The organism is Actinoplanes ianthinogenes (assembly GCF_018324205.1).
Classification (GTDB): Bacteria; Actinomycetota; Actinomycetes; order Mycobacteriales; family Micromonosporaceae; genus Actinoplanes; species Actinoplanes ianthinogenes.
Genome location: NZ_AP023356.1, coordinates 2,456,559 through 2,475,674 on the forward strand (window position 1 = coordinate 2,456,559; position 19,116 = coordinate 2,475,674).

23 protein-coding genes are annotated in these 19,116 nt (G+C 73.1%); 11 read left to right on the forward strand and 12 right to left on the reverse strand.

Annotated features, from left to right (window positions below; genetic code table 11):
• Nucleotides 1-2 precede the first annotated feature (2 nt).
• Nucleotides 3-665 carry an MBL fold metallo-hydrolase gene (locus Aiant_RS11260; RefSeq protein ID WP_229830690.1) on the forward strand — a complete coding sequence of 221 codons (663 nt, stop codon included), beginning with the start codon at nucleotides 3-5 and terminating at the stop codon, nucleotides 663-665.
• Nucleotides 666-734: 69 nt separating this feature from the next.
• On the forward strand, nucleotides 735-1,073 hold the full coding sequence (locus Aiant_RS11265; protein ID WP_189333258.1) for a hypothetical protein: 339 nt from the start codon (nucleotides 735-737) through the stop codon (nucleotides 1,071-1,073).
• Here Aiant_RS11265 and Aiant_RS11270 read toward each other — a convergent pair.
• From Aiant_RS11270 to Aiant_RS11300, 7 genes are all read right to left on the reverse strand, one after another.
• A complete protein-coding gene (locus tag Aiant_RS11270) occupies nucleotides 1,070-1,711 on the reverse strand; it encodes a response regulator (protein WP_189333257.1) in 642 nt (213 codons plus the stop codon). The genes Aiant_RS11265 and Aiant_RS11270 overlap by 4 nt on opposite strands.
• Nucleotides 1,708-2,970, reverse strand: a complete 1,263-nt coding sequence (locus Aiant_RS11275) for a sensor histidine kinase (protein WP_189333256.1) — start codon at nucleotides 2,968-2,970, stop codon at nucleotides 1,708-1,710. The genes Aiant_RS11270 and Aiant_RS11275 overlap by 4 nt, the downstream gene beginning before the upstream one ends.
• A gap of 32 nt (nucleotides 2,971-3,002) precedes the next feature.
• The gene (locus tag Aiant_RS11280; RefSeq protein WP_189333255.1) at nucleotides 3,003-3,743 is read right to left on the reverse strand and encodes an ABC transporter permease; all 741 of its coding nucleotides are present in this window, start codon (nucleotides 3,741-3,743) and stop codon (nucleotides 3,003-3,005) included.
• A 2-nt stretch (nucleotides 3,744-3,745) separates the two neighbouring features.
• Nucleotides 3,746-4,648 (reverse strand): ABC transporter ATP-binding protein, encoded by a 903-nt coding sequence (locus Aiant_RS11285; protein WP_189333254.1) that lies wholly within the window; start codon nucleotides 4,646-4,648, stop codon nucleotides 3,746-3,748.
• A gap of 88 nt (nucleotides 4,649-4,736) precedes the next feature.
• Nucleotides 4,737-5,927, reverse strand: a complete 1,191-nt coding sequence (locus Aiant_RS11290; protein WP_189333253.1) for a glycosyltransferase — start codon at nucleotides 5,925-5,927, stop codon at nucleotides 4,737-4,739.
• 83 nt (nucleotides 5,928-6,010) lie between these two features.
• Nucleotides 6,011-6,889 (reverse strand): helix-turn-helix domain-containing protein, encoded by an 879-nt coding sequence (locus Aiant_RS11295; RefSeq protein ID WP_189333252.1) that lies wholly within the window; start codon nucleotides 6,887-6,889, stop codon nucleotides 6,011-6,013.
• Between the two features lie 14 nt (nucleotides 6,890-6,903).
• On the reverse strand, nucleotides 6,904-7,125 hold the full coding sequence (locus Aiant_RS11300; RefSeq protein ID WP_229830687.1) for a hypothetical protein: 222 nt from the start codon (nucleotides 7,123-7,125) through the stop codon (nucleotides 6,904-6,906).
• Nucleotides 7,126-7,375: 250 nt separating this feature from the next.
• Here Aiant_RS11300 and Aiant_RS11305 point away from each other — a divergent pair, with 250 nt between their 5' ends.
• Nucleotides 7,376-7,558 carry a hypothetical protein gene (locus Aiant_RS11305; protein WP_189333251.1) on the forward strand — a complete coding sequence of 61 codons (183 nt, stop codon included), beginning with the start codon at nucleotides 7,376-7,378 and terminating at the stop codon, nucleotides 7,556-7,558.
• Between the two features lie 50 nt (nucleotides 7,559-7,608).
• Nucleotides 7,609-8,037 (forward strand): SRPBCC family protein, encoded by a 429-nt coding sequence (locus tag Aiant_RS11310; RefSeq protein WP_306415837.1) that lies wholly within the window; start codon nucleotides 7,609-7,611, stop codon nucleotides 8,035-8,037.
• On the opposite strand, the gene Aiant_RS11315 is transcribed toward Aiant_RS11310, so the two are convergent.
• Nucleotides 8,028-9,617: a phytoene desaturase family protein gene (locus Aiant_RS11315; RefSeq protein WP_229830685.1), complete on the reverse strand. Its 1,590-nt coding sequence runs from the start codon at nucleotides 9,615-9,617 to the stop codon at nucleotides 8,028-8,030. The two genes, Aiant_RS11310 and Aiant_RS11315, sit on opposite strands and share 10 nt — an antisense overlap.
• Before the next feature lie 52 nt (nucleotides 9,618-9,669).
• Between Aiant_RS11315 and Aiant_RS11320 the strand changes: the two genes are divergently transcribed.
• The 3 genes from Aiant_RS11320 to Aiant_RS11330 all read left to right on the forward strand — a co-directional run bounded on the left by Aiant_RS11320 (nucleotide 9,670) and on the right by Aiant_RS11330 (nucleotide 10,837).
• Nucleotides 9,670-10,068: a DUF2795 domain-containing protein gene (locus Aiant_RS11320; protein ID WP_189333248.1), complete on the forward strand. Its 399-nt coding sequence runs from the start codon at nucleotides 9,670-9,672 to the stop codon at nucleotides 10,066-10,068.
• Complete coding sequence (locus tag Aiant_RS11325; RefSeq protein WP_189333247.1) at nucleotides 10,065-10,529, forward strand: SRPBCC family protein; 465 nt, start codon at nucleotides 10,065-10,067, stop codon at nucleotides 10,527-10,529. Before Aiant_RS11320 ends, Aiant_RS11325 begins: the two co-directional genes overlap by 4 nt.
• 125 nt (nucleotides 10,530-10,654) lie before the next feature.
• Nucleotides 10,655-10,837 (forward strand): hypothetical protein, encoded by a 183-nt coding sequence (locus Aiant_RS11330; protein ID WP_189333246.1) that lies wholly within the window; start codon nucleotides 10,655-10,657, stop codon nucleotides 10,835-10,837.
• Between the two features lie 144 nt (nucleotides 10,838-10,981).
• Here Aiant_RS11330 and Aiant_RS11335 read toward each other — a convergent pair whose 3' ends face one another.
• Nucleotides 10,982-11,773 carry a hypothetical protein gene (locus Aiant_RS11335; protein ID WP_229830683.1) on the reverse strand — a complete coding sequence of 264 codons (792 nt, stop codon included), beginning with the start codon at nucleotides 11,771-11,773 and terminating at the stop codon, nucleotides 10,982-10,984.
• A gap of 127 nt (nucleotides 11,774-11,900) precedes the next feature.
• Between Aiant_RS11335 and Aiant_RS11340 the strand changes: the two genes are divergently transcribed.
• Nucleotides 11,901-12,110, forward strand: coding sequence for a hypothetical protein (locus tag Aiant_RS11340; RefSeq protein WP_189333245.1), 210 nt, complete (start codon nucleotides 11,901-11,903; stop codon nucleotides 12,108-12,110).
• 94 nt (nucleotides 12,111-12,204) lie between these two features.
• Here the strand turns inward: Aiant_RS11340 and Aiant_RS11345 are convergent, their stop codons facing one another.
• The gene (locus Aiant_RS11345) at nucleotides 12,205-12,570 is read right to left on the reverse strand and encodes a hypothetical protein (protein ID WP_229830681.1); all 366 of its coding nucleotides are present in this window, start codon (nucleotides 12,568-12,570) and stop codon (nucleotides 12,205-12,207) included.
• A 372-nt stretch (nucleotides 12,571-12,942) separates the two neighbouring features.
• Between Aiant_RS11345 and Aiant_RS11350 the strand changes: the two genes are divergently transcribed.
• Nucleotides 12,943-13,299 (forward strand): DUF6401 family natural product biosynthesis protein, encoded by a 357-nt coding sequence (locus Aiant_RS11350; RefSeq protein WP_189333244.1) that lies wholly within the window; start codon nucleotides 12,943-12,945, stop codon nucleotides 13,297-13,299.
• Nucleotides 13,300-13,476: 177 nt separating this feature from the next.
• Here the strand turns inward: Aiant_RS11350 and Aiant_RS45595 are convergent, their stop codons facing one another.
• Together Aiant_RS45595 and Aiant_RS47000 are read right to left on the reverse strand one after the other, a co-directional pair.
• Nucleotides 13,477-15,669, reverse strand: a complete 2,193-nt coding sequence (locus Aiant_RS45595) for a mechanosensitive ion channel family protein (protein ID WP_229830679.1) — start codon at nucleotides 15,667-15,669, stop codon at nucleotides 13,477-13,479.
• A 90-nt stretch (nucleotides 15,670-15,759) separates the two neighbouring features.
• Complete coding sequence (locus tag Aiant_RS47000; RefSeq protein WP_425322690.1) at nucleotides 15,760-16,140, reverse strand: cellulose binding domain-containing protein; 381 nt, start codon at nucleotides 16,138-16,140, stop codon at nucleotides 15,760-15,762.
• Here Aiant_RS47000 and Aiant_RS45605 point away from each other — a divergent pair.
• Nucleotides 16,127-16,369: a hypothetical protein gene (locus tag Aiant_RS45605; RefSeq protein ID WP_245006653.1), complete on the forward strand. Its 243-nt coding sequence runs from the start codon at nucleotides 16,127-16,129 to the stop codon at nucleotides 16,367-16,369. The genes Aiant_RS47000 and Aiant_RS45605 overlap by 14 nt on opposite strands.
• A 514-nt stretch (nucleotides 16,370-16,883) precedes the next feature.
• Nucleotides 16,884-19,007 carry an ATP-binding SpoIIE family protein phosphatase gene (locus Aiant_RS11365; protein ID WP_189333242.1) on the forward strand — a complete coding sequence of 708 codons (2,124 nt, stop codon included), beginning with the start codon at nucleotides 16,884-16,886 and terminating at the stop codon, nucleotides 19,005-19,007.
• The last annotated feature ends 109 nt before the right edge of the window (nucleotides 19,008-19,116 follow it).

Here is a 19,116-nt window from a genome sequence, read left to right on the forward strand (position 1 = left end):
GCGTGCGGGAAGTGGTCGACGGAGTCTTCGAGCTCCGCCTCGGAATCGTCAATGTGCACCTGGTCGTCACGGACGACGGGCTGGTCCTGGTCGACACCGGACTGCCCCGCCAGGCACCGGTGATCGAGCGCGCGCTCAAGGGCGTCGGCCGGTCGCTCGGCGAGGTGCGGGCCATCCTGCTCACCCACCACCACCCCGACCACGCGGGCAGCGCGGCCGACCTGCGCGCCCGGACCGGCGCCACGCTGGTCGCGCACGGCGCCGAGGCGTTCCACGTGGCCGGCTCGGAGCAGGCGCCGGAGCCGGAGGGCCGGCTGCGGCGCTTCCTGTTCCGCCGGCTCGCCAAGGTCGAGCCGACCAAGGTAGACAAGGTGGTCGGTGACGGCGCCGAGCCGGTGCCCGGGTTCACCGCGCTGCACACGCCCGGGCACACCCGCGGGCACCTGTCGTTCCTGCTGGACCGGGCCGGCGGGGTGCTGTTCGCCGGGGACGCCGCGACCGTTGCGGACGGCCGGGTGACCGCCCCGCGGGCCGCCGAGGACCCGGCGCGGGCTGCGGAAAGTCTGGCCCGGCTGGCCGAGCGCGACTTCGGGCACGCGGTCTTCGGGCACGGCCGGCCGATCTCCGGCGGGGCGGCGGCGCGCTTCCGGGAGGCGGCGACCTGACGGTCCGGCGACAATGGGCCTGTGGCGCATCACTATCCTCATGCGTCACGGTCGATCAAAGGGGGCGTGATGGGCTCGCTCGGCAGGGGTGTCCGCGGTCTGGCCTCCGTGATGGTGGCGGTCGGCGTGATCGGATCGGTCGGGTCCGGGATCGTCCTGCTGGTCACCCTGCTGGTGGCCAAGGACCGGGCCGATCTCGCCGGGCACGCCTTCGTCTTCTCCGGCCAGGTGCTCTGCGTCGGCGCGGTGCTGTTCGGCGCTGCGCGCCTGCTCGAGGGGAGGAGAGTGGCGCACGGCGACCCCGAGACCGAGGAGTCCGAGCCGGCCGAGTCCCTGGTCCTCCTGACCGGACCCGACCGGCAGCCGGAACCGGATGCGGCCCGGTCACCGCGCGGGCCGCTCGGCTAGCCTCGCTCCTCGCGGCCCAGCAGGCCGCGTTCGAAGGCCGCGGCGACGGCGGCGGCCCGGTCGCGGACACCCAATTTCGCGTACGCGTGCAGCAGATGCGTCTTCACCGTCGCCTCGCTGATGAACAGCTTCCCGGCCGTCTCCCGGTTGCTGCACCCCCGCGCGATCAGGGTCAGCACCTCCAGCTCCCGCTGGCTCAACGGCTCCTTCTCCCCGGCCGGCGCCCGCAGCCGCCCCATCAGCCGCCCCGCCACCGACGGCGACAGCACCGACTCCCCGCGGTGGGCGGCCACCACCGCCCGGAACAGCTCCTCGCGCGGCGCGTCCTTGAGCAGGTAACCGGTCGCCCCGGCCTTGACCGCCGGCAGCACGTCGCGGTCGGTGTCGAACGTGGTGAGGACCAGCACCCGGGCCGGCGACCCCGCCGCCTTGAGCGCCCGGATGGTGCTCACCCCGTCCAGCACCGGCATCCGCAGGTCCATCAGGATCACGTCCGGGCCGACCGTGGCGGCCACCGCGAGCGCCTCCTGCCCGTTCCCCGCCTCGCCCAGCACGGTGAACCGGTCGTCCCCGCTGAAGATGCCGCGCAGCCCGTCCCGGACCACCGGGTGGTCGTCGACGATGAGCAGCCCGATCACCCGGCACCCCCGAGCCCGATCGCCGGGACGCAGACCGACAGCGCGGTGCCGCCGCCCGGTTCCGACTCGACCTCCAGGGAGCCGGCGATCCGGACGAGCCGCTCACGGATCCCGCCCAGCCCGAACCCGCCGCTCTCGGTCAGCTCCCGTGGCTCGTCCGGGTCGAAGCCGTCGCCGTCGTCGCGGACGTCCAAGGTCACCATGTCCTCCATGTAGCAGAGCGTCAGTCCGACCCGGTCGGCGTTGGCGTGCCGGGCGACGTTGGCCAGCGCCTCCTGGGCCGTCCGCAGGAGGGTCGTCTCGATCTCCGGAAGCAACCGCCGCGCGGGGCCGGTGGTGATCAGGTCGGCACGGACGCCGTGCAGACCGGACCAGCTCTCGACCACCTCGCCGAGCGCGTCCGGCAGTCCCGCGTCGTCCAGGTGGTGCGGGCGCAGCGCCCGCACCGACCGGCGGGCCTCGGTCAGGCTCTCCCGGGCCAGGCGTTTCGCCGCGGCCAGGTGCCGGTCCCGCTCGCCGGGGTGCGCCTCGGCGGCCTCCAGCTGGGTGACGATGCCGGTCAGGCCCTGGGCCAGCACGTCGTGGATCTCCCCGGCCATCCGCTGCCGCTCGTCCAGCACGCCCGCCTCCCGCGCCTGGGCCAGCAGCTGGGCGTGCAGGCCGGCGTTCTCCCTGAGGGCCGTCTCCAGCTTCGCGTTCGCCTCGGCGAGCGCGTCGATGATCTCGTTGCGACGGATCGCCGTGAGCTCCTTGACGCTCTCCATCCGGGTCATCGCGATGGAGATGCCGGCGTTGCAGAGGAACAGGAAGCCGAAGAGGGCCGCGCCGCCGCCGGTCCGCAGGGTCGCGAACCCGCCGGACTGGGAGGCCGCGGTGACGAACGCGACCGACGCCGCGCCGAGCAGCCGCCACCAGCCGGGCAGCGTGTAGACGGTGAAGAGGTAGCCGGTCCAGACGAAGAAGCCGTAGAGCGGGTGGCACCACACCAGCAGCGCGGCCAGGCCGATGAAGACCGCGAAGAACAGCACCGACACCGCCGGGTGCCGCTTGCCGGCGGCCGGCGCCAGGCGCCAGATCCCGAGCAGCGTGGCCGTGGCGGCGGCGACCGCGAAGGTGGTCGGCAGCGACTGCATCGGCAGCGGGATGGACCGGGTCACCACCGCCAGCAGGGTCGAGGCGGCCAGCAGGCCACCGGCCACGCCGAGCAGGCGGTGCTCGCTCCAGTCGGTGCGCACCGCGCTCCCGGTCCTGCCGTCCATCGATGCCTCCCCGGTCGTCCGAGCCCAGTCTTTCAGGTCCAGCGGAACAGGCGCGCGGCGCCGAGTCCGAACAGGACCAGATAGCCGAGCAGCACGACCGAGGAGAGCGCGTTCGGCCAGCTGCCGCCCATCGCCTCGTGCAGGGCCCGCTCGCCGGCGCCCAGCGGCGTGTAGTCGCCGATCCGCTGCACGACGTCCGGCATGAACTCGCGGGGCAGCCACAGGCCGGCGAAGAACATCGACGGGAAGAAGAGCAGGGTGCCGATCGCGTTGCCGGCCTTGCCGCTCGGCGCCACGGCCGCGATCAGCAGCCCGATCGCGAACACGCCGGCCGCGGTGAGCAGGAACGCGAGCAGGAACCCCAGGAGGTTGCCGGCCGGCGGGACGTCGAAGGCCAGGTAGCCGACCGCGACGCAGAGCACGGACGAGGCGAGGGCGATCAGCACCATCGCGGTCAGCTGGGCGCCGAGCAGCGTGATCGGCCGGACCGGGGTGGTGGCGAAGCGGCGCAGCACCCCGCGCTCCCGGTACGTGGCCAGCGCCATGGGCATGCTCTGCAGACCCACCATCGCCAGGCTCAGCGCGATCGCGATGCCGACGTAGACGTCGATGGTGCGGGCGCCGCCGAGCTCCGGGGACGGCTCGCGGAACGCCGGGATGCAGCCCAGGATGACGACCAGGATGGTCGGGAAGAGCAGGGCGAAGAAGACCGCGACCGGCTCGCGCAGGTACAGCTTGAGCTCGGTCCGGGTGAGCTTGACGAAGACGTTCATGGTCACTCCTGGGTCCCGTTGCCGGTCAGGCGGACGAAGGCGTCGTCGAGGCTGGCCTGCTCGACGCGCAGGTCACCGGCGACGATCCGGTGGACGGCGAGCACCGAGGTGACCGCGTAGAGCAGGTTGCCGGCGCCGGCCACCTCGACCAGGTCGCCGTGGCGCCGCACCTCGCGCACCTCGGGCAGGACGGTGAGCAGGGCGTCGTCCAGCGGAGCCGATGGGCGGAACCGGATGACCTGCTCGGTCTGGGTCCGCTCGACCAGGCCGGCCGGGGTGTCCAGGGCGACCACCGCGCCCTTGTCGATCACCGCGATCCGGTCGCAGAGCCGCTCGGCCTCCTCCATGAAGTGGGTGACCAGCACGACGGTGACGCCACGGTCCCGGACCGACTCGATCAGGCCCCAGGTGTCCCGGCGGGCCTGCGGGTCCAGGCCGGTGGTCAGCTCGTCCAGGACGGCGATCCGCGGGTTGCCGATCAGCGCGAGCGCGATCGAGAGGCGTTGTTTCTGACCACCGGAGAGCTTTCCGTACGCCGTGCGCAGCTTCCCGTCCAGGCCCAGCTCCCCGGCGAGCTCGCGCCAGCCGCGCGGCGCCCGGTAGAACGCGCTGTAGAGCTCCAGCGCCTCGCGTACCGTCAATTTCTCCTGGAGCTGGGACTCCTGGAGTTGCACGCCGACCTCGGCCCGCAGCGAGGGATCGCGCGGAGCGCGGCCCAGCACGCGGATCGTGCCGCCGTCCGGGGCCCGCAGGCCGGCGACGCACTCGACGGTGGTCGTCTTGCCGGCGCCGTTCGGTCCCAGGATGCCGAAGATCTCGCCGTCCTCGACGGCGAGCGACACGTCGCGGACCGCGACGGTGTCCCCGTAACGCTTGGTGAGGTTGCTGACCTCGATGACTGCCATGCGTCCAGCGTCACGGATCGCCCGGGGTGCCCGAATCGACCAGCGAGCGATCGTCGCCATCCACCAACCGGTGGATGGCCGCCTACGACTACCCCACCGCCTCCGGCTCGGCGCTGGTCCGGCGCAGGCCGGTCACCGCCGAGTAGACCGAGCCGATCTGGGCGGCGACGCGCTTCCAGGAGTACGCCTGCCGGGCCCGGTCCAGCGCCGCCGTGGCGTACGTGAAACGCCGCACCTTGTCGTTGATCAGGCGGCGGACCGCGCCGCCGAGCGCCCGCGGGTCCCGGGCCGGCACCAGGTCACCGGTCAGGCCGTCGACCACGGTCTCGGTCAGCCCGCCCACCGCGGTCCCGACGATCGGCACGCCGCAGGCCATCGCCTCCAGCGCGGACCGCTCGAACTGCTCCTGCCAGGGCGCGGCGACCAGCAGGTCGGCGGAGCGATACCAGCTCGGCATGTCCCGGTGCGGGACCGCGCCGACCAGCCGGAGCCGGTCGGCGACCTGGAACCGCTCGGCGAGCGCGCGCAGCGACTTGGCGCCCGGGTCGGCGGTGAGCTGGTCGGCCGGCGGGCCGCCGACCACCACCACCTCGGCGCCGGGGACGTAGCGCATCGCCTGGATGACGTCGCCGAAGCCCTTGTGCTCGACCAGCTTGCCGACCGAGAGGATGCGCGGCCGCTCCGGGTCGCGCGGCACGGCCGGGCCCTCCGGAGTGAACCGCTGGCTGTCCACGCCGGCCGGGACCACGGTCAGCTGGGCCCGGGGCACCCCGATCCGGACCAGGCCGAGCACCTCGTCCTGGCTCTGCGCGACCACCCGGTCGACGGCCCGGCCGAGCGCCCGCTCGTAACCGGTGCGGGACGGTCCGGCGCGGTACGGGTCGATCGCGCCGATCTCGTGGAACGACTGCACCACCGGGATGTCGATCTGCTTGGCGGCGGTCACCGCGGCCAGGCCGCTGGTCCAGAAGTGCGCGTGCGCCACGTCCGGCGTCCAGCCGTCGCCCCGCCACTGCTCGCTGAGCAGCCGGGCGAACTCCGCCATGTGCGGCAGCAGCTCCTCGTCCGGCAGCGGGCGCGCCGGGCCGGCCGGCACGTGCACCACCCGCACCCCGTCGGCGACCGGAACGACCTCGGCCACGTCCGGATCGGTGCGGCGGGTGTAGACCCGCACCTCGTGCCCGAGATCGGCGAGCGCGGTGGACAGGTCGGCGACGTGGGCGTGCTGGTCGCCCACGCCGAGCGGGCTGGCGTGCTCGGAGATCATCGCAATGCGCACGGGCGGGCTCTCCTCAGCGGGCGAAGGCAAGCGGTGACAACGGCAGATGTCGTTGCCCGTCGACCTCCAGCGTAAACATCCGGTCAGCGACCCACCTGCCGCCGGTAATACTCGGTGTACTCGTCCAGCAGCGCCTCGACGTCGGCGGTCGCCGCCTGCTCGAGCCGCGCGAAGAGGTTCCGATACAGCCGGACGTCCGCCCGGCCCTGCACCGTCAACGAGGTGTTGAACAGGTCCATCATCACCACGCGGCTGTCGATCACCTCGAACGGGTGCAGGGCGAAGTCGGTGACGAAGGCACGTGCCGGCAGGATGCGGAAGCTGACGTTGGGCAGGGCGGCGACCTGCCGGATCTGCCGGATCTGCACCAGCATGTCCTCCGGAGTTCCCACGCCGGTCCCCAGCACCGACTCGGTGACGACGAACGAGAACGTCTTGCCGGGCACCCCGAGGATCTCCTGCCGGGCGATCCGCCGCGACACCGCGGCGAGCAGGTTCTGCCGGGTCTCCGGCGCCGTGGGGTCGGCCGCGCTCAGCGCGCCCAGGGTGGTGATCACTCCCCGGGCGTAGCTGCTCGTCTGCATGAGGCCGGGCACCAGGGCGGGATTGAAGATCCGGATCTCGGTGCTCTCCCGTTCGGCGCGGTGGATCGCGTCCTGCAGCTCCGGCAGGTCACGGGGCTCCGGCCGGAGGTCCGTCAGCAGCTGCTGGGCTCGTTCCGCCTGGGACACCAGCGCGTCGGCCCGGTCCTGCGGCAGCGCCATCGCACCGGCGAGCGCACGCACGTCCGCCGGGTCGGCGAGCGTCACACCCGTCTCCAGGCGGGAGATCTTGGCCTGGCTCATCCCCGCCCGCCGCGCGAGCTCCGAACCGGTCAGCCCGCTGCTCTTGCGGGCGGCGCGGAGAGCGAGGCCGAGCGCGCGTGGATCGGTGTCACCGGACGGGGCCAGGGGATCAGCCATCGGCCGGCCCCCGGTCAGGCCACCCGGCGCGCCGCGTCCAGCAGGAGCTCCAGCGGGATCTCGACAAACGACTCCCCTTCCGGCAGATCGACACCGGCGACCCCGCCGGGGACCGCATAGCCTTGCACGACCAGCGAACCCTGCGCGGTCCGGTACACCGTCGGGCAGGTGCCGGTGGCACACACCCCGGCGATCATCTCCGCCTCGATCGGCTGCGGCCCAGAAGAGTCAGTCATTTCGCGAAAAGTCCCTATTTCCATGATCCGAAGTTACGACGTCTCTTCTGACAACGGGCCGGAATCGAAAACCACACGACAGTAGTCAGAATATTCACCCATCCGGGCGCTCCGCCACCTGCCTCGTTGCCAGGTAGCAGATCATTCACGACGTTTGCCCTTTTCGCAATGGATGAATATTCGTTGATATGCAGCGGACGGTCGGCCGATATTCACATCAGGAGCCCCCTTCGGCCCACCGGGAGTGATCATGAACGCGGCCCTGCTCTACCTCGTGATCGCCGGCCTCAGCCTCGGCCTGGCCCTGCACTCGCTCAAGCAGGCGCTCGCCCCGCTCCGCGAGATCATCCGAGCGGCCACCGCGATCGCCGTCGTCGGCTTCTCCGTCGGCGCCGCCGTGGTCCTGATCATCGCCGCCGCACTGGCCTGGTGAGACATCCGATTGACCGGCCGCGCGCCGGGTACATCGGTGCCGTGGCAACCGTGACGCGTACCGTGAACGCCCCGCCCGCCCAGGTCTTCGCCATCCTCGCCGACGGCTGGTCGTACAGCGACTGGGTGGTCGGCACCACCCACATCCGCGACGTCGAGCAGGACTGGCCCGGCCCCGGTTCGAGACTGCACCACAAGGTCGGCCCCTGGCCGTTCTCCCTGCACGACTCGTCGACCGTGCTGGAGTGCGTCCCGGACCGCGAGCTGAAGATCCGGGCCGGCCTCTGGCCGCTCGGCGAGGCCGTCGTCGACATCGTCCTGGAGCCGGAGTCCTCCGGCGGGACCCGAGTGGTGATGCACGAGGACTTCGAGTCCGGCCCGCTGCTCTGGATCCGCAACAAGGTCAACGACCTGCTGCTGCACCAGCGCAACGTCGAGGCGCTGCGCCGGCTCGCCGACCTGGCGGAGGCTCAGCGGTAGATCACCCGCTGGGCCCGCTCCACCAGCCCCCGGTACGCCGCACCGGTCAGCCCCCTGTCCCGGGCCAGTGCCGCCCGCGCCGCGTTGGCCCCGGGCGCCCCGTGCACGCCACCACCCGGATGTGCCGACGAGCTGCTCAGATACAGCCGGTCCACCGGTGTGTCCGCCCGGCCCAGCCCGGGCACCGGCCGGAAGAACAGCTGCTGGAACGCCGCCGACGTCCCGCCCCCGAGCGCACCGCCGACCAGCGACGGGTTCTCCCGCTCCAGATCGCCGGGCGCGAACACGTGCCGCCCCACGACCCGGCTCCGGAACCCGGGCGCCTGCTCCTCGATCACCGCCTCGATCCGCTCGACGTGCGCCGCGATCTCGTCGGCCGGCCACTGCGCCCGATGCGGCAGATGGGTGTACGCCCAGGCCGTCTCGGTCCCGGCCGGTGACCGGCTCTGATCAGTCGTGGTCATCTGCCCGAGCAGCAGGAACGGATCCTCCGGCACCTCCCCGGTGGCGATCTTCCCGGAGTATCGCGTCAACCCGTTCAGGTCCGCGCCCAGGTGCACCGTCCCGGCCCCGCCGACCGCCGCGTTCTTCCACGGGATCGGCCCGTCCAGGGCCCAGTCCACCTTCACCGTCGCACCGTCCCACCGGAAGTGCGCCAGGTCCTCCACCATCCGCCCGGGCAGCCACCGCTCCCCGACCAGGTCCAGGAACAGCGCCGGCGCCGGCACGTCGGCCACCACCGCCCGGGTGGCCCGCCAGTCCCGCCCGTCCGCGGTCCGAACGCCCATCGCGCGCCCGCGCGCCACCAGCACCCGGCGCACCGGCGCCCGATACACGATCTCCCCGCCGCGCGACCGCAGCCGCCGGACCAGGGCCGCGGTCAGCTCGCCCGCCCCACCGACCGGCGCCGGCCAGCCGACCTGCTGGCCGAGCATGGTGAGCAGCCAGCCGTACACCCCGCCGCCGGCCTCCTCCGGGGACAGGTCGGTGTGCAGAGCGCAACCGGCCAGCGCCACCCGGGCGCCCTCCCCGCTGAACAGCTCCGAGCCCAGCTCCCGCGCGGACAGCACCAGCCGCCGGCCCAGCCGGAGGGCGTCACCGGGGCCCAGCTGCCGGGCCAGGCCGAGACCGGCCCGGACCGGCGGGAACGGCCGCAGGATCACCTCCAGCATGCGGTCGGAGACGGCCGCCCAGTCCCGGTACGCGTTCCGCCACCGTTCGCCGTCCCCGGCCGCGAACGTCTCCATCGACGCCATGGTCTCCGCCAGGTCCCGGCTGATCGTCGCGGCCCGCCCGTCCGGGAGCAGGTGACTGAGCACGGCCGGGGCATGCGTCCAGGCCAGCCCGTGCCGGTCCAGTCCCAGCTCGCGCAGCACCGGCGAGGCGTAGCCCAGCGGATAGAACGCGCTGAACAGGTCGGACAGGTAGCCCGGCGCGGTCACCTCCCCGGAACGCACCGCACCGCCGGGCTCACCGGAGGTCTCCAGCACCCGCACCGTCCAGCCGGCGTCCGCCAGCAGGTTCGCCGCCACCAGCCCGTTGTGCCCGGCGCCGACGACAATCGCATCAACCGTGTCCACCTTCCGCACGTTAGCCACGTTTAGGCCCCAACCGCGAGGGCACCCCTGAATCATGGAACGGGGAAACAGCAAGCACGGCGCGGTGCTGGACGAACAGATGGCCCAGGAGGTTCGGGGCATCTTCCGAGGTCCGGCCGGGTCACGCGCCGACGAGTCGCACACGCCCGAGCCGGCCGGTGAGGACCAGCCGCAAGTCACCGTGGCACCGAACGGAGACTTCGGCCGGGGCATCCCGAACGGCGTGGGCAGCGCCCAGGGCGAGGCGTTCAGCCGGTTCGGGAGTTTCCTGGGCCGGACCGCCTTCCCGGGCGACCGGTCCGCGCTGGACGCGTCGGCACGGGCCATGAACGCCCCGGACGAGGTGCTGCGACGGATCGCGGCGCTGCCCGGGGACAGGACGTTCGAGAACGCCGCCGAAGCGTGGCGAGCGAGTGAAGGAGGAACGGCGTGAGCACGGTCACCGAGTTCGTTGACGTCAACGTCCCGGTCCGCACCTGCTACGACCAGTGGACCCAGTTCGAGGAGTTCCCGCGCTTCATGGAGGGCGTGGAGGAGATCCAGCAGCTGGACGACACCCACATGCACTGGAAGACCAAGATCGCCGGGATCGAGCGCGAGTTCGACGCCCAGATCACCGAGCAACTCCCGGACGAGCGCGTCGCCTGGACCGCCACGGACGGCGAGAAGCAAGCGGGCGTGGTGACCTTCCACCGCCTGGACGACACGCACACCCGGGTCACCGTGCAGCTCGACTTCGACCCGCAGGGCTTCGTCGAGACCGCCGGCGACAAGCTCGGCATGGTCGACCGCCGGGTCAAGGGCGACCTGCACCGCTTCAAGGAGTTCATCGAGAGCCGCGGCGGCATCACCACCGGCGCCTGGCGCGGCAAGGTGGACCGCCCCGGAATCTGACCCACCGCAAGGTCACGGCCGCTCTCCGGAGCGGCCGTTTCCATTCCCGAAACCCGATTACGGTACGGCCGCAGCACCCGCCCCGCGAATCGTTTCGGCCGTCCGTCACCGGGTACGCGAGGGTCATGACCGAACAACCTGAAGGCGCCTGGCGCGACGAGGAGAAGCTCCCGCTCAGCGAGCTGAACCGCGCGATGGCCTCGTGGGACACCGACGGCCAGAACGATCCCAGCGACAACGAAACCGGGCGGCAGCCCGACGATCGGGAAGCCCGTCCCAGCACCACCGGCCTGACCGGGCCCCAGTGATGGAGATGCCCGCCATCGGCCCGCCCCCTCCCACCGGCGCGCCCGATCACACGGTCTTCGCCGTCGTCCCGGCCGGGCGCACCCCGGGCCACGATGCCCGCCCCGGCTCGAGTTCGTGCGCCGGCGCGGCGGGCGGTGGCGGGCTCAGCCCCTGCGGTGGCGCACCGGCAGATGTCGCCGGAGGATCACACTGCCCAACCCGTCCGCCGCGCGGACCGCGTAGCGGTCGGCGGTCCGGCGCCACCCGGCCTCCTGGAGGATCGCGCCGCCCGGCGTGCCGTTGGTGGTGATCCACGGGGTGTCCACCTCGCCGGCCCCACCGTCCAGCACGATCCGGAACGGCGCCGGCGTCCCGGCCGTGACGACCACCGTCCCCACCCCACCGGCGAAGGTCACCGGCACCGTGCCGGCCGGATCCGGCAGCCACATCTCGGCGAGTCCGGAGGCGCCGAGAACCACCCGGCTCACCCGGCCGCCACGCAGATTCAGCCGCTGCTCCCCGGCACCGGCCGGCAGCCGGATGTCCCAGCGGACGTCCCGGTTCAGCACGATCCGGACCTCGTCGAGCCCGTCACTCCCGGTAGCCCGCAGCCGCACCGCGACCCGCTCGCCGCGCCGGACGACCACCGGCGCGACCCCGGCGTCCGGCGCCGAACTGACCCGATAGAGCAGCCCCGGCAACGCCGCCGTCTCCACCCGCACCAGGCTGGCCGCGTCGCTCACGGTCAGCCGCGCGCTGCCCCACCCCAGGCGCTCGCCGCCCCGATCCCGCCGGCCGCCGCCCCGATCCCGCCGCTCGCCGCCCGGATCCGGCCGGCCGGCGCCCGCATCCGGTAGCGGACCGGTCTGCACCCACTCGTGCCGGGCCGGCTCCGGCGCCGGAGGTGCCGCAACCCGCCCGGACTCCCGGAACGTCCACCCCAGCACCGCTCCCACCAGCACCAACACCCCGACCGCGGCGGAAATTGAGCGACTTCGACGCAATGCTGAGGGCACCATCGGACAACGCAGAATCGGCCGAACGGGTGACGGCGATCCGGACTTATCGCGCCAGAATTTCCGGGTGCGATCTGCCGGATTCCTGTCTGAACGTCAGCGCCGCTTCGCGTGGCTGGGTTTCCTCCTGGCTGCCTTCCAGGCCCCGCTGGCCGCGAGGCTCATCGATGACGCCTCCTGGTTCTTCGCCGTCGTCGTAGCCCTGGTGGTCGCCACGGTCATCCTGGCCGACGACACCCAGCGCCGCCGCCCGAAGCCGGCCGACTACCCGGAGTAACCCTCCACCCCGCCCAGCCGCACCCCGCCGCGGCCCTGCCGCGTGCCGCCCACCGCCGCGGCGGCTCGGTCTCCGTGTCCGATTCCGCCCAGCCTCAACCGGGCAGCGCCTCGTGGCCACGACGGCCGTGGGTGCGGCGGCGTTCCTTGAGTTCCGCCTCGTAAAGATGCCGCCGGCCGCCCGCGAGCTCGTCCCGGGCGTCCTGCTCCATCTGCCGGAACTCGCGGTAATACCCGTCGTCGTACTCCTCGACGAGCTGGAACGTCCACCGCCCCGGCACCACGTTCCGCCCGATCAGCTCCCGCTCGATCCGTTCCGCGATCGCGGTGTGCCCACCCTGCATGAACAGCGAGACGGCCTCGTCCAGCATGAAGTCGGCCGTCCCGGTCAGCTGATGCATCGAGTACAGATGCCCCCGAACCCGCTCCACCGTCTCCAGGGCCTCACTCAACTTCCCCAACGCCTGCACCGTCACGTCGTCCAGCCCCGCCGGCCGCCGATGCCCCCGATCCGGCCCGCCGTCCCGGGCACCGAGCCCGCCGTCCCCCGCACCCGCGCCGCCGGACGCGCCGTTCCCTGCGCCCGGCCCGCGGTCCCCCGCACCCGCGCCGCCGGACGCGCCGTTCCCTGCGCCCGGCCCGCGGTTCCCCGCGCTCGCCCCGGCGTTCCCCGCCCCCGGTCCGCCGCTCGTCGCACTCGCCATCGCACCCTCTCCCCTCTCTCGGACCCCGCTCATACCCGCTTCGCGCGGCTCCGAACAGCGGCGAGTTCAACCGAGCTGCACCGTTAGGGAGAACCGTTGGCTACCTTGCGGTCTCTAACTTTTCTTCTCATGAATGGTCTGTTCAGCAACGCCGCCGCCCGCGCCGCCCTCCGCTCCGCGCACGCCTCGCTCGCCGACCTCACCGCCGCCGTCGGGGTCAGCGGCCTCGCCGCCACCCAGTCCTCCCCCGGCCTTATGTCCGTGATCGACCAGCACGCCGCCGGCGTCCGGGACAGCCTCGACGCGGACACCCGCCCGCTGACCCCGATCCTGCTCGCCGCTTACGCCGAGGGCGTCCGCGACGCGGCCTACCAGCACGGCTGGATCGCCCCCGAGGGCGAGATCGACTGGTCCGAGAACGACTGGGTCCTCCGCCGTCTCCTCGCGGTCTGCATGCTCGCCCGCACCCTGCCCACCCCGGCCTGACCGGCCCGGCCGCTTCCGCCAGACCTTTCACCAGCCCTGCCGACGGCGAACCCGGCACGGGCCGGCCAACCGATCACCCGGCCGAACCACCGGTCTGATCAGCCACGACCAGCCCGAAGCCCACAGGGCCGGCACCGCACCGCGGTGCCGGCCCCTCGCGTTCCCCGGCAGTCCGCGTCATCCGCCGGCCGGGCGGGACGACGGGATCGTCGGATCGTCGTCGCCGGGATGCCCCGGAACCTCCTGAGTCGTCTGGTCCTGCCCGGGCAACGAGACCACCTGGGTGCGATCACCGTCCCCGGTCTCGTCGATCACCAGCGCCCGGTCCGGGCCCGGCGACGGAATCACCGTGGTCGTCTCCTCCGAGCCCTGCGTGATCACCGCAGTCTCCTCCTGCGCCAGGCCCGGCGGAATCACCGTCGTCGTCTCCTCCGAGCCCCGCCCCATCACCGCGGCCTCCTCCTGCTCCGAGTCCGGCGGAAGCGCCACCGCCTCCTCCTGCCCCGAGTCCGGCGGAAGCACCACCGCCTCCCCCTGCCCCGAACCCTGTGGAAGCACCGCGCCCTCCTCCTGCTCCGAGCCCTGCGGAAGCACCGCGCTCTCCTCCTGCTCCGAGCCCTGCGGAAGCACCACGGCCTCGTCCTGCGTGATCACCGCAGCCTCGCCGTGCTGCGAACCCTCCGTGATCCCCGCGGTCTCCTCCTGCTCAGCGCCACCCTGATCGCGCACACTCCCGGAGCCGGTCGAATCCGCACCCGCCGCCCCCTCCGCATCGCCGGCCGGCACTGTCTTCGCCGCCTCGCCAGCCCCAGCCGCGGCACCACCCAGCAGGACAGTCGGCACCGTCGTGTCGTCGTTCGGTGGGACGGCGGACCCGCCACTTCCCGCGGACGCCGACCCGGGCTCGGCGTCCGCGTCAAGCGGCGTCCCCGCCAGCCGTCCACCGCCTCCGGACACCTGTCCGAACGATGTCGTCGGCGGCTCGCCGTCGCCCCGGCCCTCCGGAGTCTCGCCACGCGGCTGGCCGGTGGAATCCGACGCCGGCTCACCACCGTGGTAGTCCGACCACACCGGCCGCACCCCCGGCGTGATCACCGCGGTCTCGCCGGGCGTCCCGAGCGGCCCGGGATCCGTCGACTCCTCAGCGCGCGACACATCCGGAGACCCCGGGGAAGCGGAGGGCGTGCCCGCGGACCCGCCGTAACCCGCCGTCCGGCCGAAGCCCGGAATGAAATGCAGCCCGTCCTCGCCCGGCGACGGGATCACCTGGGTCTCGTCATCGGGTCGTGCCGCATAGCCCTGCGCCGCAGCCGCCCGGCGCTGGTCAGCGGCCCAGGCCTCCCGCTGCCGCCGCTCGATCTCCGCCCGCCGAGCCTCCTCGGCCCGCCGCCGCTCCTCGGCCTGCCGGGTCTCCTCCGCGCGCCGCTCCTCCTCGGCCCGCCGAGCCGCCGCAGCCTGGCGTGCCTCCTCGGCCTGCTTGGCCTCCGCGAGACGACGCGCCTCCTCCGCCTTCCGCTCCTGCTCGGCGCGACGCGCTTCCTCCGCTTTCCGGTCCTCCTCGGCCCGCCGTGCCTCCTCCGCCTTCCGCGCCTCCTCGGCCCGGCGTGCCTCCTCCGCCTTCCGCGCCTCCTCGGCCCGGCGCTCCGCCTCGGCCCGCGCCTCCGCCTGCCGGGCACGCTCCTCGGCGAACGCCCGCGCCTGCTCCCGGATCGCCGCCGACTCCACCGCCGCCCGGTCCAGCCACCCCTCCCAGCGCTGCTGCATCGGCCGGACGAGACCGCCGCCCACCCCCACGATGATCACGCCGGCCACGGTGACCAGCACCGTGATCAGCAACGGGCGGGTGACCGTGGTCGCGATGCCGACCTGGTCCAGCCCGGCGATCACGCCGAGCGTGATGATCACGGCGGCGACCGCTTTGGCCAGCACCCGCGCATAGCCCAACTCGCCGAGGGCGTTGCCGATCAGGTCGTGGGCGGCGCCGGCCACGGCGATGGCGGCCACCACGATCACGATCGCCACGAAGAGCTGTGGCAGCCAGGCGATCAGGGTGTTGAGCAGGGTGCTCACCTGGTTCGGCCCCCACAGGCCGAAGGCGAGCTGCAGGGTGATCAGCAGCACCAGCCAATATGCCAAGCGGGCGCAGAGTGCCACCGGGTCGGTGCCGCGCAGCAGGCGACCGGCGAGCCCGTGCTGGGCGGCCCGGTCCAGGCCGACCCGGCGCAGCGCCTTCGCCGTGATCGTGCGGGCCAGCCGGGCCAGCAGCCAGCCGATCAGCAGCACGGCGACGAACGCCAGTGCCACCGGAAGGTAAAGCACCAGGGACCGCCACATGTCGCTCAGTCCACGGCTCAACCCGTCGCCGGTCATCCGCCCTCCCTCGCTCCGCGCAGCACGCCGGTCGGCGCCTCTGTCGAAACTCTAGGACTCGGGTGTACCACCAGCCCCCGACAAGAACTCTCAGGAGCAGGCGACTCCATCGATCGCGCAACCGCCCGGGACGATCGCCGGCACGGTGTCCAGGGTGAACCCGAAGCTCACCGAGCCGCCGGCCCGCACCGACCCGGCCGACGGGCGGAACGTCACGCTCGACCCGGCCTGCGACATCGACACCGACCCGGAGGTCACCGAGACCGCCTCCCCGCCCGGTACGGTCAACGCCACCGTCCAGTCCACGGCCGCCCCGGTCCCGCTGTTCACCACCTGCACGCTCCCCCGGTACCCGGAGTCGTCCAGGGCATAGCTGTACCGAGCGGACAGCGATGGCGTGCCGGTGATCGGCGCCGCACTGGTCGGCTGGCCCCCGTGGCCGCCGGTGGGAGTGGGCTTGCCGATCCGCACCCGTGCCGAGGCGGAGGGTGAGGGCGAGGGCGAGGTCGAGACGGACGCCGACGGCGAGGCGGACGCCGACCGGCTGCGCGTCGGCGAGGCGGAGACCGAGGTGGCCGCCGTGGCGGCGGGGACGATGTCGTTGACCGGGTGCTCGTCGGGCACCGCGATCGCCGCGCCGGCGGTCGGAACGGGCCCGGCGGAGGCCGTGGTGGCGGGGTCGTCGCCGGTCATCGCGTAGGCGCCGGCCGACAGGAGCACGGCCAGCCCGGCACCGGCGACCACCACCAGCCGGCGGCGCCGCGAAAAGGGCGCACGCCAGAAAAACGCACGTCGCGGAGAAGGCGCGGGCCGCGAAGAAGCTATATCCGGAATATCGGAAGCAGGCCCGGGATCCAAAGCCACAGATGACGCAGCCACCACCGGCCGCCCGGGCGACCCGGGGTACGAATCCGGCACCGCCGGCATGGTGCGAGTCTCGGCCGCCTGCGACCAGCCGTCCAGCTCGGCCCACCGCCGCCGCGTCAGCGCGTCCTCCACCGGCGCGCCTGATCCCGGCCCCGGCACCCGGACCGGCAGCGGCTCCCCTCGTTCGATCACGGGCGCGACTATAAATGATCAATAAACACGCAGGTCAGATCGAGTAGTCACGCAGTGTGACGCACTGCGGGGGCAAGTCCCGGCACTCCGTCAAGAATCGGACGGTCGGCCGGTGCGACATCGTACAAACGGCCCACTCGGGATAGTCTTTCTGCATGGTCGGCTCGGGAGCGGCTCGCCCGCCAGCGATCTCCACGCTGCCCGTGCAGTCCACGGGAGCCAAGGGCTGCGCGTCCCTGGTGCACGCCCACGACTGGTCCGGCACCTCGCTGGGCCCTGTCGATCGGTGGGATCCGGCCGTGCGCGCGGCCGTCGACCTGCTGCTCGAGTCCCCGGTGCCGATGATGCTGGTCTGCGGGCCGGACTGCGTGGTGCTCTACAACGACGCCTACGCCGAGGTGCTGGGCGGCCTGCATCCGGGCGCGCTCGGCCGGCCGGCCGTGGCGGCCTTCGGCGAGGCGTGGGACCAGCCGGGCATGGGCGACGTGATCGGCCGGGTGTTCCGGACCGGTCATCCGGTGCTGGAGCCGGAGAGCCAGATGACGGTGCGCCCGGGCGGCGCGGAGCCGGCCTTCTACACCCGCGGGCACTCGGTGGTCCGCGACTCGCACGGGGCGATCGCAGGGGTGCTCACGGTGGCCGCCGAGACGACCCAGGTGATCCACCGATTGCAGAGCCTCGGTGAGCTGACCGCACGACTGGCCGGAGCACTCACCATCGACGACGTCACGCGCGTCGTCCTGACCTACGCGATGGCCTCCTTCGATCTCGACCACTGCGCCCTCGCGGTCGACGACGGCAGCTCCTACCGCTATGTCCGCCGGATCCGCGGCGAGATGCTGGACGAGGCGGACGAGCGCCTGCCACCGGTCTGGCGGCAGGTCGGCGCCGACCCGGCGGCGCCGCTGGTGGCGGCGGCCGAGTCGGGCCGGGCCACGTTCGTCGCCGACGGCGAGCCGCTGCGCGCCATCGCGCAGGACCGGCACGAGCGGCGGGTCCGCTCGCTGGCCGCTCTCCCGTTGCGCACCCCTTCGGTACGCGGTGCCCTCACCATGGGTTTCCGCCGGGCACACGCCTGGCTCCCGGCCGAGCGCGCCCTCCTGCGGGCCGCCGCCGAGCTGGTGGCCCAGGCGGCCGAGCGCGCCCGCCGCTTCGAGGCCCAGCACGGCACGGCCCAGCTGCTCCAGCGCAGCATGCTCCCGGAGCACCTGCCCGAGCTGGACACCTTCCGGATCGCCGCGCGCTACGACGTCGGGGTGGACGGCAACGCCGCCGGCGGGGACTTCTACGACGCGTTCCGGCTCACCGACGGCCGGCTGGCCATGGTGCTCGGCGACGTGGCCGGGCACGACGTGCGCGCCGCCGCGGTGATGGGCCAGGTCCGGGCGGCGCTGCGGGCGCTGGCGCTGACCGATCCGGCCCCGCCGAGCGTGCTGGCCGGCCTGGACCGCCTGGTCGGCTCCCTGGGCGCCGAGTCACGGAACGAGGAGATCTTCGTGACCGTCGTCTACGGCGTGCTGGACCCCGCGGACGGCTCGATCACCCTGGCCAGCGCCGGGCACCCGCCGCCGGTGCTGCGCCGGGCCGGCCTGGCCGGTGAGCCGGCCACCGCCGAGCTGGTGAAGGTGCCGCCCGGCGCCCCGCTCGGCCTGGGTGGCCGCTGGCAGACCGGCTCGCTGACGCTGGAGCCGGGCGACACGATCCTGATGTACAGCGACGGCGTGGTGGAGCGCCGCGGCCGCCCGCTGAACGCCGGCCTGGACGCCCTGGTCACGGCCGCCGCCGGGTCACCCAGCGGCGACCCGCGCAACATGTGCTCGCTGGCCACCGCCGCGGTCGAGGGCACCACCGACGACGACGTGGCGGTGCTCGCGGTCGAGCACGCCCTGGCGATGAGCCGGTCGGCGACCATGCAGGTGGCCGCCGAGCCGACCGGCCCGAGCCGGGTCCGGCAGTGGATGACGACCCGGTTGCGCGAGTGGCTGGTGCCGGAGCCGGTGATCGGCGCGGCGATCCTGTGCACCAGCGAGCTGACCACCAACGCGCTGCTGCACGCCGGCACCCCGGCACAGGTGCACATCGACCTGAACGCGGAGCGGCTGCTGGTCTCGGTGGCCGACACCGGCACCCGGGGCAGCGTGATCCGGGCGCGCACCGACGCGCTCGCCAGCCGGGGCCGCGGGCTCGGCCTGATCGAGGAGTTGAGCGACTCGTGGGGCACCGATCCCACGGTCCGTGGTTCCACGGTCTGGTTCGAGATGTTGCTCAACAGAGAGTGACGACGCGCACGCGAAGACGATTTTCGATCCAGTTACTGACAGTTCCTAACGTGAACGTTCTTCCACAACCACGGTCAGGATCACCTGGATCACTCACCCACTTACGCTA

Bases quoted from the DNA above. Each gene is read 5' to 3' on its own strand.
- Aiant_RS11265 (WP_189333258.1), top strand. From the start codon at position 735: ATGGGCTCGCTCGGCAGGGGTGTCCGCGGTCTGGCCTCCGTGATGGTG.
- Aiant_RS11275 (WP_189333256.1), bottom strand. From the start codon at position 2,970: ATGGACGGCAGGACCGGGAGCGCGGTGCGCACCGACTGGAGCGAGCAC.
- Aiant_RS11280 (WP_189333255.1), bottom strand. From the start codon at position 3,743: ATGAACGTCTTCGTCAAGCTCACCCGGACCGAGCTCAAGCTGTACCTG.
- Aiant_RS11285 (WP_189333254.1), bottom strand. From the start codon at position 4,648: ATGGCAGTCATCGAGGTCAGCAACCTCACCAAGCGTTACGGGGACACC.
- Aiant_RS11295 (WP_189333252.1), bottom strand. From the start codon at position 6,889: ATGGCTGATCCCCTGGCCCCGTCCGGTGACACCGATCCACGCGCGCTC.
- Aiant_RS11300 (WP_229830687.1), bottom strand. From the start codon at position 7,125: ATGACTGACTCTTCTGGGCCGCAGCCGATCGAGGCGGAGATGATCGCC.
- Aiant_RS11305 (WP_189333251.1), top strand. From the start codon at position 7,376: ATGAACGCGGCCCTGCTCTACCTCGTGATCGCCGGCCTCAGCCTCGGC.
- Aiant_RS11320 (WP_189333248.1), top strand. From the start codon at position 9,670: ATGGAACGGGGAAACAGCAAGCACGGCGCGGTGCTGGACGAACAGATG.
- Aiant_RS11330 (WP_189333246.1), top strand. From the start codon at position 10,655: ATGACCGAACAACCTGAAGGCGCCTGGCGCGACGAGGAGAAGCTCCCG.
- Aiant_RS11350 (WP_189333244.1), top strand. From the start codon at position 12,943: ATGAATGGTCTGTTCAGCAACGCCGCCGCCCGCGCCGCCCTCCGCTCC.
- Aiant_RS45595 (WP_229830679.1), bottom strand. From the start codon at position 15,669: ATGACCGGCGACGGGTTGAGCCGTGGACTGAGCGACATGTGGCGGTCC.
- Aiant_RS11365 (WP_189333242.1), top strand. From the start codon at position 16,884: ATGGTCGGCTCGGGAGCGGCTCGCCCGCCAGCGATCTCCACGCTGCCC.